Here is a 19,771-nt window from a genome sequence, read left to right as displayed (position 1 = left end):
GGACCGCGAAGCGGTGGAGGGGTACAGGAAGGTAGGGCTATCCCGAGGCCTGGCCGACCCTGACGCCATCCATCTGGCTTATCTGGCTTATCTGTGGATCCAAAAAAAGAAGGTTCCGTTCGCACGATCAGCGGTGGCCTTACGCCGACCATCCATCCGTTTGAACCTCGGCGAGGGCTGTCCACAGATAAGCCAGATAAGCCAGATGGACAGCGTTTACGCGCACAAACACGACGGCCCGGTAGATACTCGGATGCGCTTCGCGCGGGAAGATACCGCGACCGGAAAATCCGCTTCACCAACTCAACGAAAATTCCACTAAGGAAAATGCCACATGTCCAACACCCGGCGCGATGCGCTTAAATCCTTCAGCCTCGGCGCCCTGCTGTTCGGCACGCCCGCCGTCGCCCAAGCCGCCCCCGAGCCCGCCAAGCCCACCACCTGGGCCCGCGGAATCGAAAACCAGCGCCAGGCCGACCTGGGCGACGGGCGGTTCCTCAATCCGATCATGGCCGGCGACCATCCGGATCCGTCGATCCTGAAGGACGGTGCCGACTACTACATGACGTTTTCGACCTTTGACGCCTATCCGGGGCTCGTCATCTGGCACTCGAAGGACCTGATCAACTGGCAGCCCATCACGGCCGCCCTGACGCGCAATATCGGTTCGGTCTGGGCGCCCGAACTTACCAAACACAACAACCGCTACTACCTCTATATCCCCACCAAAAAGACGACCGCCCCGGACAGCAAGACCACCTCCTGGGTCATCTGGGCCGACGACATCAAAGGCCCCTGGTCAGACCCCATGGACCTGGACCTGCCAGCCCATATCGATCCCGGCCATGCGGTCGGCGAAGACGGTTCGCGCTGGCTGTTCCTGTCGGGCGGCGACCGGGTGCGCCTTTCCGATGACGGTCTCTCCCGTACCGCAAATCCCGAACATGTCTACGACCCGTGGCGCTACCCCGATACCTGGGACGTCGAAGGCTTTGCCCCGGAAGGCCCCAAGGTCACCCGCCACGGTGAGTACTTCTACCTGATCCTGGCCGTCGGCGGCACGGCCGGTCCGCCCACCGGCCATATGGTCATCGTCGCCCGCTCCAAATCCATAAACGGGCCGTGGGAGCAACACCCGCGCAACCCTCTGGTCCGCACGACCTCGCTGGACGAAAAGTGGTGGTCGCGCGGCCACGCCACCCTGGTCGAAGGTCCTGCCGGCGATTGGTGGGGCGTCTATCACGGCTATGAAAACGGCCTGTGGACCCTGGGGAGACAAACCCTGCTGGCGCCGGTCACCTGGTCGAACGACGGCTGGTTCGACTTCGGCGGCGGCGATCTGTCGCAGCCCATCGCCAAACCCAAGGGCGGCACTGCGCAACCCCATGGCTTTGCCCTGTCCGATGACTTCACGAAAGACAAGTACGGCATCCAGTGGAACTTCTTCAACCCGTCGGCCGATGAAGCCAAACGCATCCGCCGCGACAACGGCGTGCTGCACCTGACGGCCACCGCCGAAGCGCCGTCATCCTCGGCGCCGCTGATCACCGTGGTTGGCGATCCGGCTTATGAGATCGAGATGGAGATCGAGATCGACGACGGCGCCCGCGCCGGCCTGCTGCTGTTCTACGATCAGAAGCTCTATTGCGGCCTGGGCTTCGACAAGGACCGCTTCATCACCCACCAGTACGGCATCGAGCGTGGCCGCCCGGCCAATCCCTACGGCAAACGCATGCTGATGCGGCTGCGCAACGAGCGCCATATCGTCAGCTTCCACACCTCTTCGGACGGCGTGACGTGGAAGCGGTTCGACCGCGGCATGGAGGTCTCGGGCTATCACCACAATGTCCGCGGCGGCTTCCTGATGCTGAAGCCCGGCTTCTACGCCACCGGCACCGGCGAAGCTCGCTTCAAAAACTTCAAATACCGAGCGCTGTGATGCAGTCTCTGATCCATCTGAATATGGAAGCCGTCTTACTTCTCCTCTCCACGAAGTGGGGAGGGGGACCGCGAAGCGGTGGAGGGGTATCTTCGGTCGTCACGGCCTCGCCTGACTGTGTGGAAAGGAAGTTCCCATGCTGACTCGCCGTACCTTCATCGCCACAGTGACGGCCGTTGCCGCCGTCGCCCCCTGGCCCGCCCTGGCCCAAACCCGCCCCACGGTCCGCGTTCCGGCCGACTACAAGACCGTCACCGAAGCCCTCAATGCCCTGCCGGAAACCGGCGGCACGGTCGAGATCTCCCCCGGCACCTACCGTGAAAAATGGTCGCTCAACAAAACCGACGTCCACCTGATCGGCACCGGCGAAAAACCCGAAGACGTCATCCTGGTCTGGGGCGACAGCGCCAAGATGGCCGGCGGCACCGGCAAATCCGCCTCCCTGACCATCACCGGCGACGGCTTCCGCGCCACCAACCTGACCATCCAGAACGACTACCACCTCGATAACCCCGAACCGTCCCAGGCCGTCGCCCTGTACCTGACCTCGGACCGCGCCGTACTCCAGAACGTCCGCCTGCTGGGCGCCCAGGACACGCTGTATGCCGCCAGCAAGAAACCGACCGAACCGTCGCGACAGTACTTCCACGACTGTTATATCGAAGGCCATGTCGACTTCATTTTCGGCAATGCCCTGGCCTTATTCGACCGCTGCGTCCTCCATATCCTCGCCCGCGAACAGGCCTTTATCACCGCCCATAGCCGCACGGCCGAAACCGAAACCACGGCCTACGTCTTCGACCACTGCACAGTGACCACGGCCGGCGACGGAAACTATTACTTCGGCCGCGCCTGGCGCCCCTACGGCCAGGTCGTCTTCCTCGATACCCGCATCGAAGGGAATATCCATCCGGAAGGCTGGCGCGAATGGACGCCGGGCAAGACCGAGACCTACACCACGGCCCACTTCGCCGAATACGGCTCGACCGGCCCTGGCGCCAATGACGCTTCGCGCGTCTTCTGGGCCGACATGCTCAAACCCGAAGACGCGGCGAAATGGCGTCTCGAAGCCGTCTTCCCCGACCGTTCATGGATAGCCTGATGGATCGTCGCCTTTTCCTGACTGCCACCGGCGCCATGCTCGCTACCCCCGCGCTGGCCGCAACACCGTCGCGCGCCAAAATCCTCGACACCATGCGCCGTGCCACGACCTTCATGACCGACAAGGTCGCCGTCAATGGCGGCTATGTCTGGTCCTACCTGCCCGATATGTCGCGGCGCTGGGGCGAGATGGAGGCCAAGCCGACCATGATCTGGGTCCAGGCGCCCGGTACCCCCGGCATGGGTCAGCTCTTCCTCGACGCTTACCACGCCACCGGCGAGGACCAGTATTACAAGGCCGCCGAAGACGTCGCCGGCGCCCTGATCTGGGGCCAGCATCCGTCGGGCGGCTGGCACTACATGATCGACTTCGCCGGCGAGACCTCTCTGCGCGACTGGTACGACACCATCGGCTCGCACGGCATGCGGCTGGAAGAGATGCGCCACTACTACGGCAACTGCACCTTCGACGACGGCGGCACCATCGAAAGCGGCGAGTTCCTGCTGCGCCTCTACATGGAAAAGCGCGATCCGAAATACCGCGCTCCGCTCGACAAGGTGGTCGATTTCGTTATCGCCGCCCAGTATCCGATCGGTGGCTGGCCCCAGCGTTTCCCGATCAATCGCGAATATTCCAACGGCGGTCTGCCCGACTATACCGCCAACATCACCTTCAACGACGAGGTGGCGATCAACAATACCAACTTCCTTGCCCTGATCTACCAGACCCTGGGCGAACAGCGGGTGCTGGAACCGCTGATGCGCGGCATGGGCATCTTCATCCTGGCCCAACAGGGCGACCCCCAGCCGGGCTGGGCGCTGCAATATACCCAAGACCTGAAACCCGCCGGCGCCCGCAGCTCGGAACCGCCATCCCTGGCCACCCACACCACCGCGGCCTGTATCCGCCAGATGATCAAATTCTACCGCTGGACCGGCGACACCAAATATCTGGCGCGCCTGCCGCAGGCGCTGGACTGGCTCGACAAGCTGGAACTACCCAAAGAACGCCAAATCAACGGCTTCACCCACCCGACCTTTATCGAGGTCGGCACCGACCGCGCCCTTTATCTCAAACATTCCGGCACATGGTCGGGAGATCAACGCAACGAGGTCGTCTACGAACCCAAGGATGGCGTCGGCTGGGTCAACCGCAAGCTCAACATCGCCGCCTTGCGCCGCGAATACGAGACCGTCAAGGCCTTGCCGCGCGACGTCGCGACCCAGGACTCGCCCCTGCTGTCGCCAGCGCTGAAGCCCCTGCCGAAATACGCCGTCGACCGGCCGCAACGCGGTTCGGACCTCAACACCCAGGACGAAAACGCCGGCATCGCAGAACTGGTCGCGAGCCTCAACAGCGACGGCTACTGGCCGACCTTGCTCAACGCCACCAGCAATGTCTTCCATCCCGATGCGGAAGCCGCGCTTTTGCCGGCGTCGATCGCCGCCAACGGCGAAGCGATCGATGCCCGCGACACCTCGCCCTACATCACCACCACGCCGGTGATCGGCATTTCGACGGGGACCTACATCAACAACATGAGCCGGCTGATCCACTTCCTCGACAGGACCTCCGCATGATAATCCCCGATGACGGCTGGAACCTGTGGATCGACCAGGCCGCTTCCTGGCAGGACGACACCATCTTCCTGCCCGCCCAGGTCGATCTCAAAAACCTGCCGGTCAATCCGCCGACCGGCGGCTGGAGCGCGCTCACGCCCGAAACCGTCGTCACCCTGCCGGCCACAGTCGAACAGCATTTCTGGGGCCGGTTCGGCCTGCGACCCTATACCGGCGACGAATACCGCTATGCCGAGGACGACGACGTGCCGCAAAACGGGGCGTATCGCGGCGTGTCGTGGTGGTGGCGCGATATCGAGATCCCCGCTGCGGCCAAGGGCAAACGCGTGCTCCTGCATATTCGCGGCGCCCGCCTGCGCGCCGAGGTCTTCCTCAACGAGACCCTGGTCGGCTATTCGATCATGTCGGAGCTGCCCTTCGACTGCGACCTGACCCGGGCCATGAAACCCGGCCAGCCTAACCGGCTGGCCATCCGCATCACCAATCCCGGCGGCCGCTACGACTGGCGCGACTCGACCACCATGATGTGGGGCAAGGCCAGGCTGTTCGCCTCGCACGGCTTCGGCGGCCTGGACCGCGGCATGTCGCTCACCGTCCACCCCCTCGACGGCCATATCAGCGACGCCTGGGTGCTGAACACGCCCGACCCCCACGTCGTCACCGGCCATGTCGAGGTCACCGGCAAGAAACGCAAGCTGACCGCCGTCCTGCTCGACGCCGACCTGAAACCCGTCCCGGCGGATATCCGGCTCAAGGACGGCGTTTTCACCGTCTCGGCGCCCTCGGCCCAACTGTGGGACCTGGAAAACCGCCACCTCTACCATCTGCGCTTCAGTTATGGCGACGACACCCGCGATGTCCGCTTCGGCTTCCGCTGGTTCGGCGTCGATGGCCTCGGCAGCGACGCCGTGCTGCGGCTGAACGGCAAACGCATCAAACTCTACTCGGCCATCTCCTGGGGCTATTGGGGCTATAACGGGATGTGGCCGACCCCCGTCCTGGCGCGGCGCGAGATCGACTCGGCCAAGGCCCTGGGCCTCAACACCCTCCATGCCCACCGCAATGTCGGCAAGGCCGATGTGTTCAAGGCCCAGGACGAACTGGGTCTCCTGCGCGTGATGGAACCCGGCGGCGGCCGCCACGCCATCGCCAGGGATATCAAACCCGGCGAGACCCTGTCCGAAGCCGATATCTTCAGCCGCGCCTTCATGGTCGAAAAATGCGTTGCCATGGCGAAAGCCTTCCGGTCGCACCCATCGCTGGCCCACTACACCCTGCAGAACGAGATCGGCGCCAACCTGGCCAATCCCGACGTCCAGGCGGTGTTGAAGGCCATCCACGACACCGACCCCAGCCGCGCAGTCATCCTCAATGACGGCTTCGTCGCCCGCGGCGCCGCCCAGGCCATGTACCTGCCCTACAGCGATCACTACTATCGCTCCGACGTCGAAGAATGGGGCGGATGGTGGGTCAACCACCAGGGCGCCGGTGATCAGTGGTATGACAAATTTTATCAGACCAGGGACGATTATATCCACCACCAGCCGGGCAAACCCTACATCGTCGAATTCGGCGAGATGCAGGGCTGCGCGGTGGCCGACAATCACGTCAAGATGGTCGCCGACATCAAGGCCCAGGGCGGCAAGTCGTACGATCTGGCTGACCACACGGCCATTATCGAAAACACATCCAGTTATTGCGAAGTGTGGGGTTTCCGAAAAGCCTTCCCGACGACTGAATCGCTGTTCCTGTCAATCGGGCGCAAGGCCTATGACGCCTGGCAGCACTATTGCGAGAACATCCGCATCGGCGACTCGGTCGATGTCGCCGCCATCTCGGGATGGGAGACCACGGCCATCGAGAACCACTCCGGCATTGTCGATAACCTGCGGTATTTCAAGGCAAATCCGGATCTGATCAGGTCCAGCCTTCTGCCGGTCCGACCCGTCGCCAAGACCAAAAAACTGGCTTTTTCGGCTGGCGAGGCCGCCGAACTGGACATCTGGCTGCTCAACGACACCGACACCCAACTGACCGGCACTCTCAACCTCAGCCTGGTCACGCCCGATGGCAAGTCGTTGGAAATACTAACCTTTCCGGTGCCGAAACATGTCCGCGACCAGTTCAGCTACCTCCTTGCCGAAAAAATCACGACCCCGGTCCTGACCCAGACCGGCCTGCACAAGATCGTGCTGGAACTGCCCGGCCATTGGACCTCGACCTTCACACGCGAAATCTGGGTCACCCACACCCGTCCCGCCTTCGCCCGCCCTTTGAAAATAGGCGTTTCCGGCATCGCCAAATCCTTCTGCGACCAGCTGGCGGGAATTTCCGTCGTCACGTTCGAAGACTTTAAACCCAACACAAAATACGACGCCATCATCGCTTCCGGCCTCAAAGCTGAGGAGATCGAACGCCGCCAGATCGCCGAACAGACCGGCTTGGAAGCCCGGCCCAAGAAGGGCGAAAAGCCGGTCGTCATCCCCGGTGAACTGCCGCCCGACGTCCTCGCCGCGGTCCGCAAAGGCACCCCTTTGCTGGCCATGGTGCCCGAAGACGGCCTGGCGGATGGCGTGGCTAAACAATTGGCGGCATTGGGTTTATTCACCTATTCCGGCCAGGTCGGAAATCTCCGCGCACCGTGGATGGGCAACTGGAACTACCTGCGCGCCCATGCCCTGTTCGACGGCATCCCGACCGACCAGGCGACCAGCGTCCTGCATCAGATTCCCGGCGAACCGTCGAACGGCCTGAAGATCGAAGGCGATGGCATCCAGGTTATCGCCGGCTACAGCCGTGACCACGACCGCCACAACGGCGCCGCCTGTTTCACGGTCGAAAAAGCCGGCATGCGCGCCATTGTCCATCGCCTGCCGGACATGGTGGCGCCGCTGCAAAAACGTTTCCTGATCAATGCTTTAAAGTGGATGACGACATGAAATACCTGTTGCCCCTGATCGCTCTCACCTTCGCCACACCCACCTTCGCGCAAACCGACGCAGAAGCCCGCGCCCAGGTCAAAAAGATCACCGCCAAGAAGATCATCCTGGTCGGCGATTCGACCACGGCGGTCCAGGGCGGCTGGGGCCCCAGCTTCTGCGCCGACCACGTCACTTCCTTCCTGGCCTGCGTCAACCTGGCGCGCGGCGGGCGGTCCAGCTTCAACTATCGCGCCGAAGGTTCGTGGGATATCGCGCTGGCTGAAATGAAATCAGGCGGGTTCGCCAAGACCTATGTCCTGATCCAGTTCGGCCATAACGACCAGCCCGGCAAGCCCGGCCGCTCCACCGACTTGGCTACGGAATTTCCCGCCAACCTGCGCGCCTATGTCGAAGAGGTCCGTGCCGCCGGCGCTATCCCCGTGCTGGTGACGCCCCTGACCCGGCGCGGTTTCGAGAACGGCAAGCTGCAGGATGACCTCGGTCCCTGGGCCGACGCCACCCGCAAGGTCGCCCAAGAGATGAACGTGCCCGTGGTCGACCTCTACGCCCGCAGCCAGGCCGTGGTCCAGGCCATGGGCGCGGCCCAGGCGACGCAGTTTGCCCAACTCCCGCCGTCGGCGGAGGTCGCCGCCGCGGCCCAGACCGGCACCACCATTCCCGCCGCGACCGGCGTACCCGTACCGCCCAATGCCCCCGCGCCGACGCAAGCCCAGATCAACGCCGCCCTTGAACCCATGGGCGCCGCCAAGCTGTCCTTCGACTACACCCACCTGGGGCCGAAAGGCGCCGATGTCTTCGCCAAGATCGTCACGGAAGAACTCTCCAAGGCGGTTCCGGAACTTCGCAAGGATTTGATCCCGTAAGCCCTTGACCACGGCACCTGCGCATGTTTGCTGCGTGCGCAGGTGTACGGGGTGGTAAAATGGTGCGAGTTCTGGCGGTTATGGTCGCTGTGGTGGCGTGTGCGCCCGGCGTGGTTTGGGCACAGTCGGCAGAGGCCCCGCCAGCCGATAGTAAAGACAATCCCACCATCACCATCAAGGCGCGCAAGCCTTCGGTCACTAACAAGATCGACCGCCGTGTCTACGACGTCAGCACCAGTGCGCAATCGGCTTTTGCGACGGCCAGCGACGTTTTGCAGCGGATTCCCTCGGTCACCATCGATCCGCGCGGCCGCATCGCCCTGCGCGGCGATCCCCAGGTCAAGGTCATGATCGACGGCGTCGAATCCCGCTCAGGCGCCTTGGCCAACCTTCAGGCGTCCGAAATCGAGCGCATCGAGGTGATGACCAACCCGTCGGCCCAGTTCGCTTCCGACGGCAGCGGCGGCATCATCAACATCATCCTGAAAAAGAAGCGCAAGGACGGCGTCAACGGCAATGCCGGTGTCCGCGGCGATGACGACGGCCGCTACAACATCAATCTCGGCTTCAACACCAAGCGCGGACGCTGGACGTGGGGCGGCTCGGCCGGCACCAGCCGCACCCTGGAAAACACGACTTGGCGCGGTCATCAGACATGGGGCACGGAAACCACCGATGGCGTCAGCCATTCCGACGTGTCGCGCCGCGGCACCTATGCCAATGCCAGCCTGGCCTACGACGCCAACGAGCGCGACCGGCTGGAACTGAACCTCAGCCACTACCGCTGGCGGGCTTCGACGCGCGAGGACGGCACGGTGCTGATCAAGAATGCCGCCGGCCAGGTGATCGACGATCATGGTGAAGACGTTTTTAGCGCCGAAGCCGGCCACGGATCGGAAGTGTCGGCGCATTTCCAGCACAAGGGCGCCGTCGAAGGCGAAACCCTGGACCTGAACGTATCCTATAATACCGGGACCTATGCCGACGGCGCCTGGCACCGGCTGATCGGCGCCGTGCCTACGCCGTCCGATATCGCCTATGCCTATTTCAACGAAGGGCCCGAGGGCGGGATGAACTTCAAGGGCGACTACGAGCGGCCCCTCGGAAAATCCCGCCTGAACGCCGGGTTTGAAATCGAGACCAACGAAAGCGAGGGCCTGAACCGGTCGCAAAACCTCGCCAACCTGGTGCCGGGCGAAAGCGATATCGACAGCCTGTTCCTGTACGATCGCGCCACCCAGGCCGCCTATGTCACCTGGCAGACGCCGCTGGGCAAATGGGCGGTCATGCCGGGTTTGCGGGTCGAAGCCGAACGCTGGACGGCGGGCCCCGCCGAGACCTCCGACCTGCGCTGGCTGCCGTCACTGAACCTGAACCGCACCCTGTCGGACAGCACCAAGCTGGTGGCGAGCTACAGCCTCCGCACCCAGAGGCCCAACGGTTATCAGCTCAATCCGCGCCTTGTCTATTACGGCCGCTACTACACCTACGAAGGCAATCCTTATCTTAAGGCCCAGGAGACCGACGCCTACGAGATCGGCTATGAGTTCGAAGGCAAGGATTTCAGCTCCAACGGCAGCCTCTATTATCGCGTCAATGCTAACCCGATGACCCAGACACGGCGGGTGGTCGGCCAGGTCGTCATGACCTCGGTCACCACTGCCGATGAGTCGCGCGCCATGGGGCTGGAACTGACCGCGAAGGGCAAGGTCTCGGAAAAGATCGACTATTCGGTCAACCTGAACGTCTTCGACAGCGAGATCGCCGGGATGTTCGGCGGCGAGGCGCTGAAGCGGCAATATGTCACCTATTCCGGCAATGCCGTCATCGACTGGCGGCCCAATGCCAAGGACTGGCTGCAGTTCAACCTGAACGCCGAAGGCCGCGGCGTGCAGTTACAGGGCTATCAGACCGGTTTCTACCGCCTGGACATGGTCTACCGTCACAAGATCACACCGAAATGGACCTTCTCGGTGCGTGGCTTCGATCTGCTGAATTCGTCGAAGCGTGAGACGGTGTTCGAAACGCCGCAAGGCACGTCGCGCGTTGAAAGCCGCACCGAAAGCCCGGGTGTCATGATCGGCATCAACCGCAAGTTCGGCAAGGGTGGGGCAGAATAGGTCCTCATCATTGTAATCCTTTACATCGTTTACATATTGAGGTTTGCCGCATTTCGTGCTGCAACTCCGCCTGGGTCGTTCAGGGAGTTCCGCGTGAAGTGGGTTTGGGTTCTGTGCAGCGCGGGGGCGTTGACCGCCGTGACGGTTCCGGCGTTCGCCGAAGACGTTGTCATCGTCAGCACAAGGCTGAAAACCGCCGTGCCGTGGTCCGAACACCGCGTCGCCAAGGAGGGCCAGTCGGTCAATGACGTCCTGGAAGGCGTGCCCGGCATGACGGTTCTGGACGGCGGCGTGGCGGGATCGCGCGCCGAACTGTTCGTGCGCGGCGCCGACGCTAACTTCACCCCGGTGCTGATCGAAGGCGTGCCGGTCCATGACCTCGGCGATTCGCGCGGCGGCGCCTATGACTTTTCCACCCTGGCCGGTGATGAGATTTCCGGAGTTACCGTGGGGCAGGGGCCTTTGTCGGCCCTGTACGGTTCCGGCGCCCTGGCCGGCGTGGTGACGACCGAGATCGACCTGCAACCGCAACCGCAACTGCGCCTGTCGGTTTCGGGCGATGAGGAATATGCCGTCCGCCTGGCCGGTGGCGTCGATCTGGGCGGCTGGACTCTGAACGGCGCTGCCCGCCATGGCGAGGACGGCGACAAGGACCTGGGGCAGTGGCGGACGCTCTCGACCGTGACGGCGAAGTTGACGGGCGCGACGCCGCGCGATGGCCGCCTCAGCCTGTTCGTCCGCGCCGCTGACAGCGACCGTGAAGGTTTTGATGTCGCCAGCGGCGGAATTCTCTATTCGAACGGCGAACAGCAGCATATCCAGGACAAGGACCGCCTGGCTGGGTTGTCGTTCCGGCAACCGGCTGGCGATGGCCGAAGTGTCAACGTGAACCTGGCGGCTTTCCGGCGTGATCAGGACCAGTATAGCCCGGCCATGGGCGATCCGATGGCCGGCGGCACACCGGCAACGGTCCAGACCAGTTCTTTCGATAGAGTCCAGGCCACCGCCACCTATCGTGCCGCCGGCCAGCGGGTGGATTACGCCGCCGGCGTCGAGTTGATGCGCGAACAGGGCGAGGTCGACGGCGTGCTGGACTTCGGCTTCTTTTCACTGCCATCCAGTTTCGAACAGGACCGCAGCAGCGCCGGCGTCTTCGGCGAAGGCCTGGTCCGGCTGGGCGGCGGCTTCTCGTTGCGCGGCGGCATCCGCGCCGATGCCCGCGACAACGACAAGGCGGCGTGGAGCCATCGCGCCAGTCTGGAATGGCAGTCGGCCGACGATCGCCTGGCCGTGGCCGGCACCTGGGGCCGGTCGCTGAAGGTGCCGAGCTTCTACGCCCTGGGCGATCCGCTGGTTGGTTCGCCCGATCTGCGGCCGGAAGAAAGCGAAGGCGGCGATCTCCGCCTGGCGTACCGGTTCGGTGGTGCGCGTCTGACGATCGCGGCCCACAGCACCGTCTATCGCAACCTGATCGACTTCGATTTCGCTACCTTCAAGCTGGTCAACCGCGACAAGGTGGAAATTTCCGGCGTCGACCTGGGCCTGGAAGGCCCGATCGGATCGCGGGTGACCTATGAGGCGCGGGTCTCGACCCTGAAGAACGAGGTCAATGGCAGCGAGGATGGCCTGTTGCATCGGCCGGACCTGACGGCGGCGTTCGACGTGACCTGGACGCCTTCGCCGGGATGGACCGTGCGGCTGGACAACCGTTATGTCGGCAAGCGTTCGTCCAATTCGATCCCGACCGGCGATGTCAGGTTGAAAGGCTATGTCCGCAGCGATCTGACGGTCGGCTATGGTTTTGGAGATGGGCTGGCGGTGTCGGCGCGGATCGGCAATCTGTGGGATGCGGAGTATGAAACCGTGGTCGGCTTCCGGGCGCGGGGACGCAATGTAACGGTGAGTTTGCGTAAGGCGTTTTAAAGACCGAAGAATACCCCTCCGCCGGCTTCGCCGGCACCCCCCCCATGAGATGGGGAGGAGGGCGCTTCCCCGTAAGCTGTGAAGAAGACAAGAAAAAACAAGATCGAGAGGAAACAATGGCGATAGTTCAAAGATTGGGTCTGGGCCGCGGTAAGCTGCTGTTCGGGCTGATACTCGTCCTGGCCGCCCTGGCCGTGGCGTTTGCTGCCTGGGCCGCGAAAGGCCCCGCAAGAGCAACGGCCAAACCGCTGATGGGGGCGCAGGTCCTGGTCTTTTCCAAGACCGCCGGCTTCCGTCACGACTCCATCCCGACCGGCCAAGCGGCGCTCAAGGACCTGGCTCAAAAGCAGGGCTTCAGCGTCACCGTCACCGAGGACGCGTCGGTCTTCACCGACGACAACCTGAAGACCTATGACGCCGTCGTGTTCCTCAACACCACGGGCGATATCCTGGACGAAAACCAGCAGGCCGCCTTCGAACACTTTATCCAGTCGGGCGGTGGCCTTCTGGGCATACACTCGGCGACCGACACCGAAAGCGACGGCAAGTGGCCGTGGTACACCAAGCTGATCGGCGGCCATTTCAAGCACCACCCGGCCATCCAGGAAGCCCGGCTGGTCGTCGCCGATCCGCACAACCCGGCCATTGCCGCCGATCCCGCCCTGGTCAAGAAGGGCGAGCTGCGCTTCACCGACGAGTGGTACGACTACCGCGACGTCAGCCCCTTCCTGCACCACATTCTGAAAATCGACAGCCAGAGCTACCAGGGATCGCAATCCCAGGGCATCAGCAACATGGTATGGTCGAACGACTTTGACGGCGGCCGCGGCTTCTATATCGGCCTGGGCCACCGCAACGAATCCTATGCCGAACCGATCATGCAGCGCCTGATCATTCAGGGTCTGACCTATGCCGTCGGCAACAAAGCCAAGGATTACAGCAAGGTCCGCCCGGCGGCCGAGCGCATGACGCGCGAAACCGTCGTCTCCAACATGAATGAGCCGATCGCTTTCGACTTCCTGCCCGACCGCAGCATTCTGATCATCCAGCGTGGCGGCGAGCTGATCCATGTCGATCCGACCTGGGGCACGCGCCGCACGGTGGGCAAGGTGGCCTTCGATTCGTCCAATGGCGAGCACGGCGCCTATGCCCTGGCCGTCGATCCGGGCTTTGCCGGCAATCGCATTCTCTACATCCAGCATTCGAAGCGCGGAAAGGGCGGCAAGATGATGAACCGCGTCGGCCGCTTCCGGCTGGACGTGAAGGCCGGGCGCCTGACCCCGGTCGATACCCTGATCGATATCCCGATCGAGGACACCTGCTGCCACACCGGCAGCGGCCTGCTGTTCAACAAGGCCGGCGAGCTGTTCATCACCACGGGCGATAACACCAATCCGTGGGACAAGGACGTCAACGGCTTCGCGCCGCTGGATAACCGTCCGACCGGCGGCGACATGGATGCCGGCCGTTCGTCGGGCAACACCCAGGACCTGCGCGGCAAGATCCTGCGCATCCGGCCCAAGCCCGCCGGTGGTTACACCGTGCCGAAGGGCAACCTGTTCGCCAGCCCGAAACAGGGCCGGCCGGAAATCTACGCCATGGGCTTCCGTAACCCGTACTCGCTCGCTCAGGACCCGAAGACGGGCTACCTGTATCTCGGCGATGTCGGCCCGGATTCCAGCGTCGACGACGAGAACCGCGGCGTGCGCGGCCATGACGAGATCAACGAGATCAAGAGCCCTGGCAACTACGGCTGGCCGCTGTTCATCGGCAACAACTATCCCTACCACAAGCACGACTTCGTCACCGGCGCCAATGGCCCGGCCTTCGATCCGGCGCATCCGGTCAATCCGTCGGCGCGCAATACCGGTATGAAGGTGCTGCCGCCGGCGCGTCCAGCCCTGCTGTACTATCCGTACAACGAATCCTCGATCTTCCCGGAACTGGGCACGGGCGGCCGTTCGGCGACGGCGGGCGGCGTTTACCGCCGGCTGAAAACCCCGGCGACGACCAACCTCCCGGTCTGGTACGAGGGCAAGCTGTTCATCTCGGACTTCGTGCGCAGCTATGTGAAGGTGGTCGATTTCGACAACCAGGGGAATGTCCGCCAGATCGTCGATTTGGCGCCCAACGTGAAGATCGACAACCCGATCGACATGATGTTCGGCCCGGACGGTAACCTGTATGTCCTAGCCTATGGGCCGAAGTGGAACGCGCCGAACCCGACGTCGGGCCTGTACCGGATCGTCTTCCGGCCGGGTGAGTTGGAGCCCGTGGCGGTCGCTGTGGCCGAGGCGCCGGTATCACCTGCCCTGGCTCTGCTGGAGGACAATTCGTGCCTGTCGTGCCACCAGATCGACGAGGACTCGGTCGGGCCGTCGTACAAGAAGGTGGCGGCGAAGTACCACGATCGTGCCGATGCGGTGGACTATGTTGCCGGACGGATCGGCGCTGGCAGCACGGGTGTGTGGGGTGGAACCCATGCCATGCCGGCCTTCGAAGGTATCAGCGAGGATGACCGTAAGGTGCTCGCGACGTACATTCTGGCGCAGTAAGCGGGGCTGCACGCCCCCTCCGTCTCGACGCGTTTCGCCCTGCGGGCTCACTTGCTCGACACCTCCCCCGTAAACGGGGGAGGATAGTCGCTTCTTATTCTCCACCGCTTGCGGGGGAGGTGCTGAGCAAGCGAAAGCCGAAGGCTGTAGCGCGTCGAAGCGGAGGGGGTGTGAAGCCCACTATTCGAAACCGCCGCCGAGCGCGGCGTACAGGTTGACCAGGTTGACCGCCCGCACCAGCCGGATGCCGATCAGCTGTTGCTGGGCGCCGTAAGACGTCCGCTCGGCATCGACCAGGGTCAAACGCGAATCCACACCCTGGGTAAACCGCGCCTGAGCCAGCGCGTTGCTGTCTGCAGCCGCCTCAACCACGCGGGTCTGGGCGCTGAGCCGTTCGTCGATGGTCGAGCGCGTCGCCAGTTGATCCGAAACATCGCGGAACGCCGCTTGGATGGCCTGCTCATACTGGGCCACGGCGATGTCGCGGCTGGTATTGGCAACACCGAGATTGGCGCGGTTGGCGCCGCCGGCGAAGATCGGCACCGAGATCGACGGCGAGAAGGTCCAGGTATCCGTCCCGTCGAACAGTTGCCCCAGATCGGTTGAGGCCTTGCCAACGCTCCCGGTCAGCGAGATGCTCGGGAAGAAGGCGGCGCGCGCCGCACCGATATTGGCATTGGCCGCCTTCAAACCATACTCCGCCGCCAGCACGTCCGGCCGCTTCAGCAGCACGTCCGACGGCACGCCCACCGGCAGGTCGGCCAGGACCGCATTATCGGGGAAGGCATCCGGCAGGTTTTCCGCGGCCACTTCGGCGCCGACCAGCAGCCGCAGGGCATTCTGGTCCTGTTGCACCAGCGCACTTAACGACGCGACATCGCCGCGGGCTTGCTCTGTCAGCACCTGGGCCTGGCGCAGGGTCAACTGATCCGAGGCGCCGGCGTCGAAACGCCGTTGCGTCAGGTCAAGGCTCTCCTCACGCGACCGCAGGGTCTGCCGCGACAGCCGCAGTTGTTCCTGGTCGGCGGCAAGGGTCAGCCAGGTCGAGGCCACGGCCGAAATCAGGCTGATCTGGGCGGCCTTGCGGTTTTCACCGGCGGCGAAATAGGTGTTCTGCGCCGCCTGGCTCAGCGAGCGCACGCGGCCAAACAGGTCGATCTCCCACGCCGCGCCGATATTGGCGCTATAGACTTCGGTCTCGCCGACCGGATTGCCCGAGGCATCAACCTGACCGGTATCGCCGCGCGTGCCGGAGACGCTGCCATTGACGCCCGGCAGCAAGCCGGCACGCTGGATGCGGTACTGCTGGCGGGTGCGCTCGACATTGAGCACTGCCACGCGCAGGTCGCGGTTGTTGTCCAGCGACTGGGCGATGACCGCCTGCAGGCGCGGGTCGAGGAAAACCTGGCGCCAAGACAGGGTTTCGGCCGAAACGCTCGAGGCTTCGGCTGGGAACTGGCCCGGTACCGGCAGGACTCCGCGCTCATATTTCGGGGCCATGGTGCACGCGCTCAACGCTACGGCGCCCACGGTGGTCAGAAGGAAAAGTCGAACAAGCTTAGGCATGATCAGTGCCCTCCGCGGCTATTGGGGTCGTTGTCGAGCAGGGCTTCGGCTTCGCGTTGCAGGGCCAGTTTCTTCAGGTGCTTTTCGTCGGCCTTGAAGATGCGTTCGATGACGACGAAGAACAGCGGGATGAAGAAGATGGCCAGCAGGGTGGCAGAAATGATGCCGCCGACCAGGCCGGTACCGATGGCGTTCTGGCTGCCGGACCCCGCGCCGTTGGCGAAGACCAGCGGCGTAATGCCGAAGGTGAAGGCCAGCGAGGTCATGATGATCGGGCGCAGACGGACCCGGACGGCTTCCAGGGTGGCGTCGATCAGGCTCATGCCCTTCTCGTGGTTATGCTTGGCGAACTCGACGATCAGGATGGCGTTCTTGGAACTGAGCCCGATGATGGTCAACAGCGCCACCTGGAGGTAGATATCGTTGGCCAGGCCGCGCAGCATGGTGGCCAGCAAGGCCCCCAGAACGCCCAGCGGGATGACCATGACGATGGCGACGGGGATCGACCAGCTTTCGTACAGGGCGGCCAACAGGATGAAGACCACGAAGATCGACAGGGCGTACAGCATCGGGGCTTCGGCGCCGGATTGCTTTTCCTGTAACGACAGGCCCGTCCATTCATATGAAATGCCGGCGGGCAGGGTGGCGATGATCTTTTCCATCTCGGCCATGGCCTGACCCGATGACTTGCCGGGAGCGGCTGCTCCCTGGACGTTCATCGACGGGGCGCCGTTATAGCGTTCCAGGCGCGGGGAGCCGAACTCCCAGTGCGAGGTGGCGAAGGCGGAGAAGGGCACCATATTGCCCTGGTCGTTACGGACATACCAGCGGTCGAGGTCTTCGGGCCTCATGCGGAAGGGGGCATCGGCCTGGACATAGACCTTCTTGACCCGGTTGCGGTCGATGAAGTCGTTGACATAGGCGCCGCCCATGGCGCTGGACAGGGTCGCATTGATGTCGCCGAGGCTCAGGCCCATGGCGCCGGCGGCGGCCTGGTCGATTTCCAGCTTCAGCTGAGGCGTGTCTTCCATACCGTTAGGACGCACCCCGGCCAAGGCCGGGTTCTGCGAGGCCATGCCCAGGACCTGGTTGCGGGCATTGAGCAGGGCGTCGTGACCGACCCCGCCGACGTCCTTGAGCTGAAGGTCGAAGCCGGACGAGTTGCCCAGTTCGGACACGGCCGGTGGCACGATGGCGAAGGCCATGGCGTCGCGGAACTGCATGAAGGTGCCCATGGCGCGTCCGGCGACAGCCGAGGCCTTCATGTTTTCGCCCTTGCGTTCTTCGAAATCTTTCAGGCGGACGAAAGCCATGCCGGCATTCTGGCCAGGTCCCGAGAAGGAGAAGCCCGAGACGGTAAAGGCCGAAGCGACAGCCGGGTCGTTCTTGAACTGGTCATAGACCTGATCCAGCACGGCCAGGGTCCGTTCTTCGGTCGCACCGGGGGGCAGTTGCACGATGGTGAACAGGTAGCCCTGGTCTTCATCCGGCAGGAAGGCGGTCGGGATGCGCGTGAACAGCACGACCATCAGCCCGACAATCACCAGGAAGATGGTGAGATAGCGCGCGCTCTGGCCCAGGATGCGGTTGACGGCGTTGCGATAGGCGACGGCGGCGCGGTCGAAATTGCGGTTGAACCAGCCGAAGAAACCCTTGGGCTCATGATTCGCCGTGATCGGCTTCAGCAAGGTCGCGCAGAGCGCCGGTGTCAGCACCAGGGCGACGACCACCGACAGGGCCATGGCGGAGACCATGGTGATCGAGAACTGGCGGTAGATGACGCCCTGCGAGCCGCCGAAGAAGGCCATGGGAATGAACACCGCCGACAGGACCAGGGCGATACCGATAAGGGCGCCGGTGATCTCATTCATCGACTTGATGGTGGCGGCCAGAGGCGGAAGCCCTTCCTCGCGCATGACGCGCTCGACGTTTTCGACCACGACGATGGCGTCGTCGACCAGTAGCCCGATGGCCAGAACCAGGGCGAACAGGGTCAGGGTATTGATGGAGTAGCCGAATGCCGCCAGGACGGCAAAGGTCCCCAGCAGAACCACCGGAACGGCGATCGTCGGAATCAGGGTGGCGCGCCAGTTCTGCAGGAACAGGAACATGACCAGGAAGACCAGGACGACGGCTTCGACCAGGGTCTTGATGACCTCATGGATCGACAGTTCGACGAACGGCGTCGTGTCGAACGGCACGACATACTTGTAACCCGCAGGGAAGCCTTTCGACAGCTGGTCCATTTTGAGCTTGACCGCCTTGGCGGTTTCCAGCGCGTTGGCGCCGGTCGACAGGCTGATCGCCATGCCGGTGGCCGGCCGGCCGTTGAACTTCACCGACGCGGCATATTGTTCGGCGCCCATCTCTACGCGCGCGACGTCCTGGAGGCGCACCGTGGCGCCACCGGCCGAGTTCTTAACGATGATCTGGCGGAATTGCTCGACCGTGGTCAGGCGCGACTGCGCCGTAATGGTGGCGTTCAGCGCCGTGCCCTTGACGGCCGGCAAACCGCCCAGCTGCCCGGCCGAAACCTGGGTATTCTGGGCACGAATGGCGGCGATGACGTCGGTGGGTGTCAGGTTGTAGCCGGTCAGCTTGGCCGGATCGAGCCAGATGCGCATGCCGTACTGGGCGCCGAAATTCTGGATCGTTCCGACGCCATCGACGCGGCTGACCTGGTCGATCAGGGTCGAGCTCATATAGTCGCCCAGATCGGTGCTGCTGACATTGGGATCGTCGGAATACAGACCGATGGCCATCAGGAAGCTGCCGGTCGCCTTGCTCACGCTGAGGCCCTGTTGTTGCACCTCCTGCGGCAGCAGGGCGGTGGCGGATTGCAGCTTGTTCTGGACCTGGACCTGGGCGATGTCGGGGTCGATTCCGGACTTGAAGGTCAGGGTGACACTGGCCGCGCCGCTCGAATCCGAGGTCGAATTCATATACAGCAGCCCGTCGATGCCCTTCATCTGTTGTTCGATGATCTGGGTGACGCTGTCTTCCACCGTCTTGGCCGAGGCACCGGGATAGAAGGCCGAGACCGATACCTGGGGCAGGGCGATCTGGGGATACTGCGCGATCGGCAGCTTCCAGATCGAAAGGATGCCGGCCATCATGATGACGATGGCCACGACCCAGGCGAAGATCGGACGGTGGATGAAGAAACGGGAGAGCATTGCCG

General features: G+C 63.5%; 10 protein-coding genes. 8 read left to right on the top strand and 2 right to left on the bottom strand.

From position 1 onward, the window contains the following. The first annotated feature begins 334 nt into the window (after positions 1 to 334). From ABAC460_RS32010 to ABAC460_RS31975, 8 genes are all read left to right on the top strand, one after another. Positions 335 to 1,939, top strand: a complete 1,605-nt coding sequence (locus ABAC460_RS32010; RefSeq protein WP_023452727.1) for a family 43 glycosylhydrolase — start codon at positions 335 to 337, stop codon at positions 1,937 to 1,939. 136 nt (positions 1,940 to 2,075) lie between these two features. After that, on the top strand, positions 2,076 to 3,041 hold the full coding sequence (locus tag ABAC460_RS32005; RefSeq protein WP_023452726.1) for a pectinesterase family protein: 966 nt from the start codon (positions 2,076 to 2,078) through the stop codon (positions 3,039 to 3,041). Next, entirely contained in the window at positions 3,041 to 4,621 is a 1,581-nt protein-coding gene (locus tag ABAC460_RS32000; RefSeq protein WP_023452725.1) for a pectate lyase, read from the top strand. Before ABAC460_RS32005 ends, ABAC460_RS32000 begins: the two co-directional genes overlap by 1 nt. Further along, positions 4,618 to 7,560, top strand: a complete 2,943-nt coding sequence (locus ABAC460_RS31995) for a sugar-binding domain-containing protein (protein WP_023452724.1) — start codon at positions 4,618 to 4,620, stop codon at positions 7,558 to 7,560. The genes ABAC460_RS32000 and ABAC460_RS31995 overlap by 4 nt, the downstream gene beginning before the upstream one ends. Next, positions 7,557 to 8,426, top strand: coding sequence for a rhamnogalacturonan acetylesterase (locus ABAC460_RS31990; protein ID WP_023452723.1), 870 nt, complete (start codon positions 7,557 to 7,559; stop codon positions 8,424 to 8,426). Before ABAC460_RS31995 ends, ABAC460_RS31990 begins: the two co-directional genes overlap by 4 nt. Before the next feature lie 59 nt (positions 8,427 to 8,485). Then, on the top strand, positions 8,486 to 10,546 hold the full coding sequence (locus ABAC460_RS31985; RefSeq protein ID WP_023452722.1) for a TonB-dependent receptor: 2,061 nt from the start codon (positions 8,486 to 8,488) through the stop codon (positions 10,544 to 10,546). A gap of 93 nt (positions 10,547 to 10,639) precedes the next feature. Beyond that, positions 10,640 to 12,469, top strand: coding sequence for a TonB-dependent receptor plug domain-containing protein (locus ABAC460_RS31980; RefSeq protein ID WP_023452721.1), 1,830 nt, complete (start codon positions 10,640 to 10,642; stop codon positions 12,467 to 12,469). Between the two features lie 116 nt (positions 12,470 to 12,585). Next, positions 12,586 to 15,024, top strand: a complete 2,439-nt coding sequence (locus tag ABAC460_RS31975) for a ThuA domain-containing protein (RefSeq protein WP_162150300.1) — start codon at positions 12,586 to 12,588, stop codon at positions 15,022 to 15,024. Positions 15,025 to 15,204: 180 nt separating this feature from the next. Here ABAC460_RS31975 and ABAC460_RS31970 read toward each other — a convergent pair whose 3' ends face one another. Together ABAC460_RS31970 and ABAC460_RS31965 are read right to left on the bottom strand one after the other, a co-directional pair. After that, positions 15,205 to 16,590: an efflux transporter outer membrane subunit gene (locus ABAC460_RS31970; RefSeq protein WP_031236555.1), complete on the bottom strand. Its 1,386-nt coding sequence runs from the start codon at positions 16,588 to 16,590 to the stop codon at positions 15,205 to 15,207. Between the two features lie 2 nt (positions 16,591 to 16,592). Then, positions 16,593 to 19,766: an efflux RND transporter permease subunit gene (locus ABAC460_RS31965; protein ID WP_023452718.1), complete on the bottom strand. Its 3,174-nt coding sequence runs from the start codon at positions 19,764 to 19,766 to the stop codon at positions 16,593 to 16,595. Between the last annotated feature and the right edge of the window lie 5 nt (positions 19,767 to 19,771).

This window comes from Asticcacaulis sp. AC460 (assembly GCF_000495795.1).
Lineage (GTDB): Bacteria > Pseudomonadota > Alphaproteobacteria > Caulobacterales > Caulobacteraceae > Asticcacaulis.
Note: the sequence above shows the minus strand (reverse complement) of the source record. Positions and strands in the feature narration are given on the sequence as shown.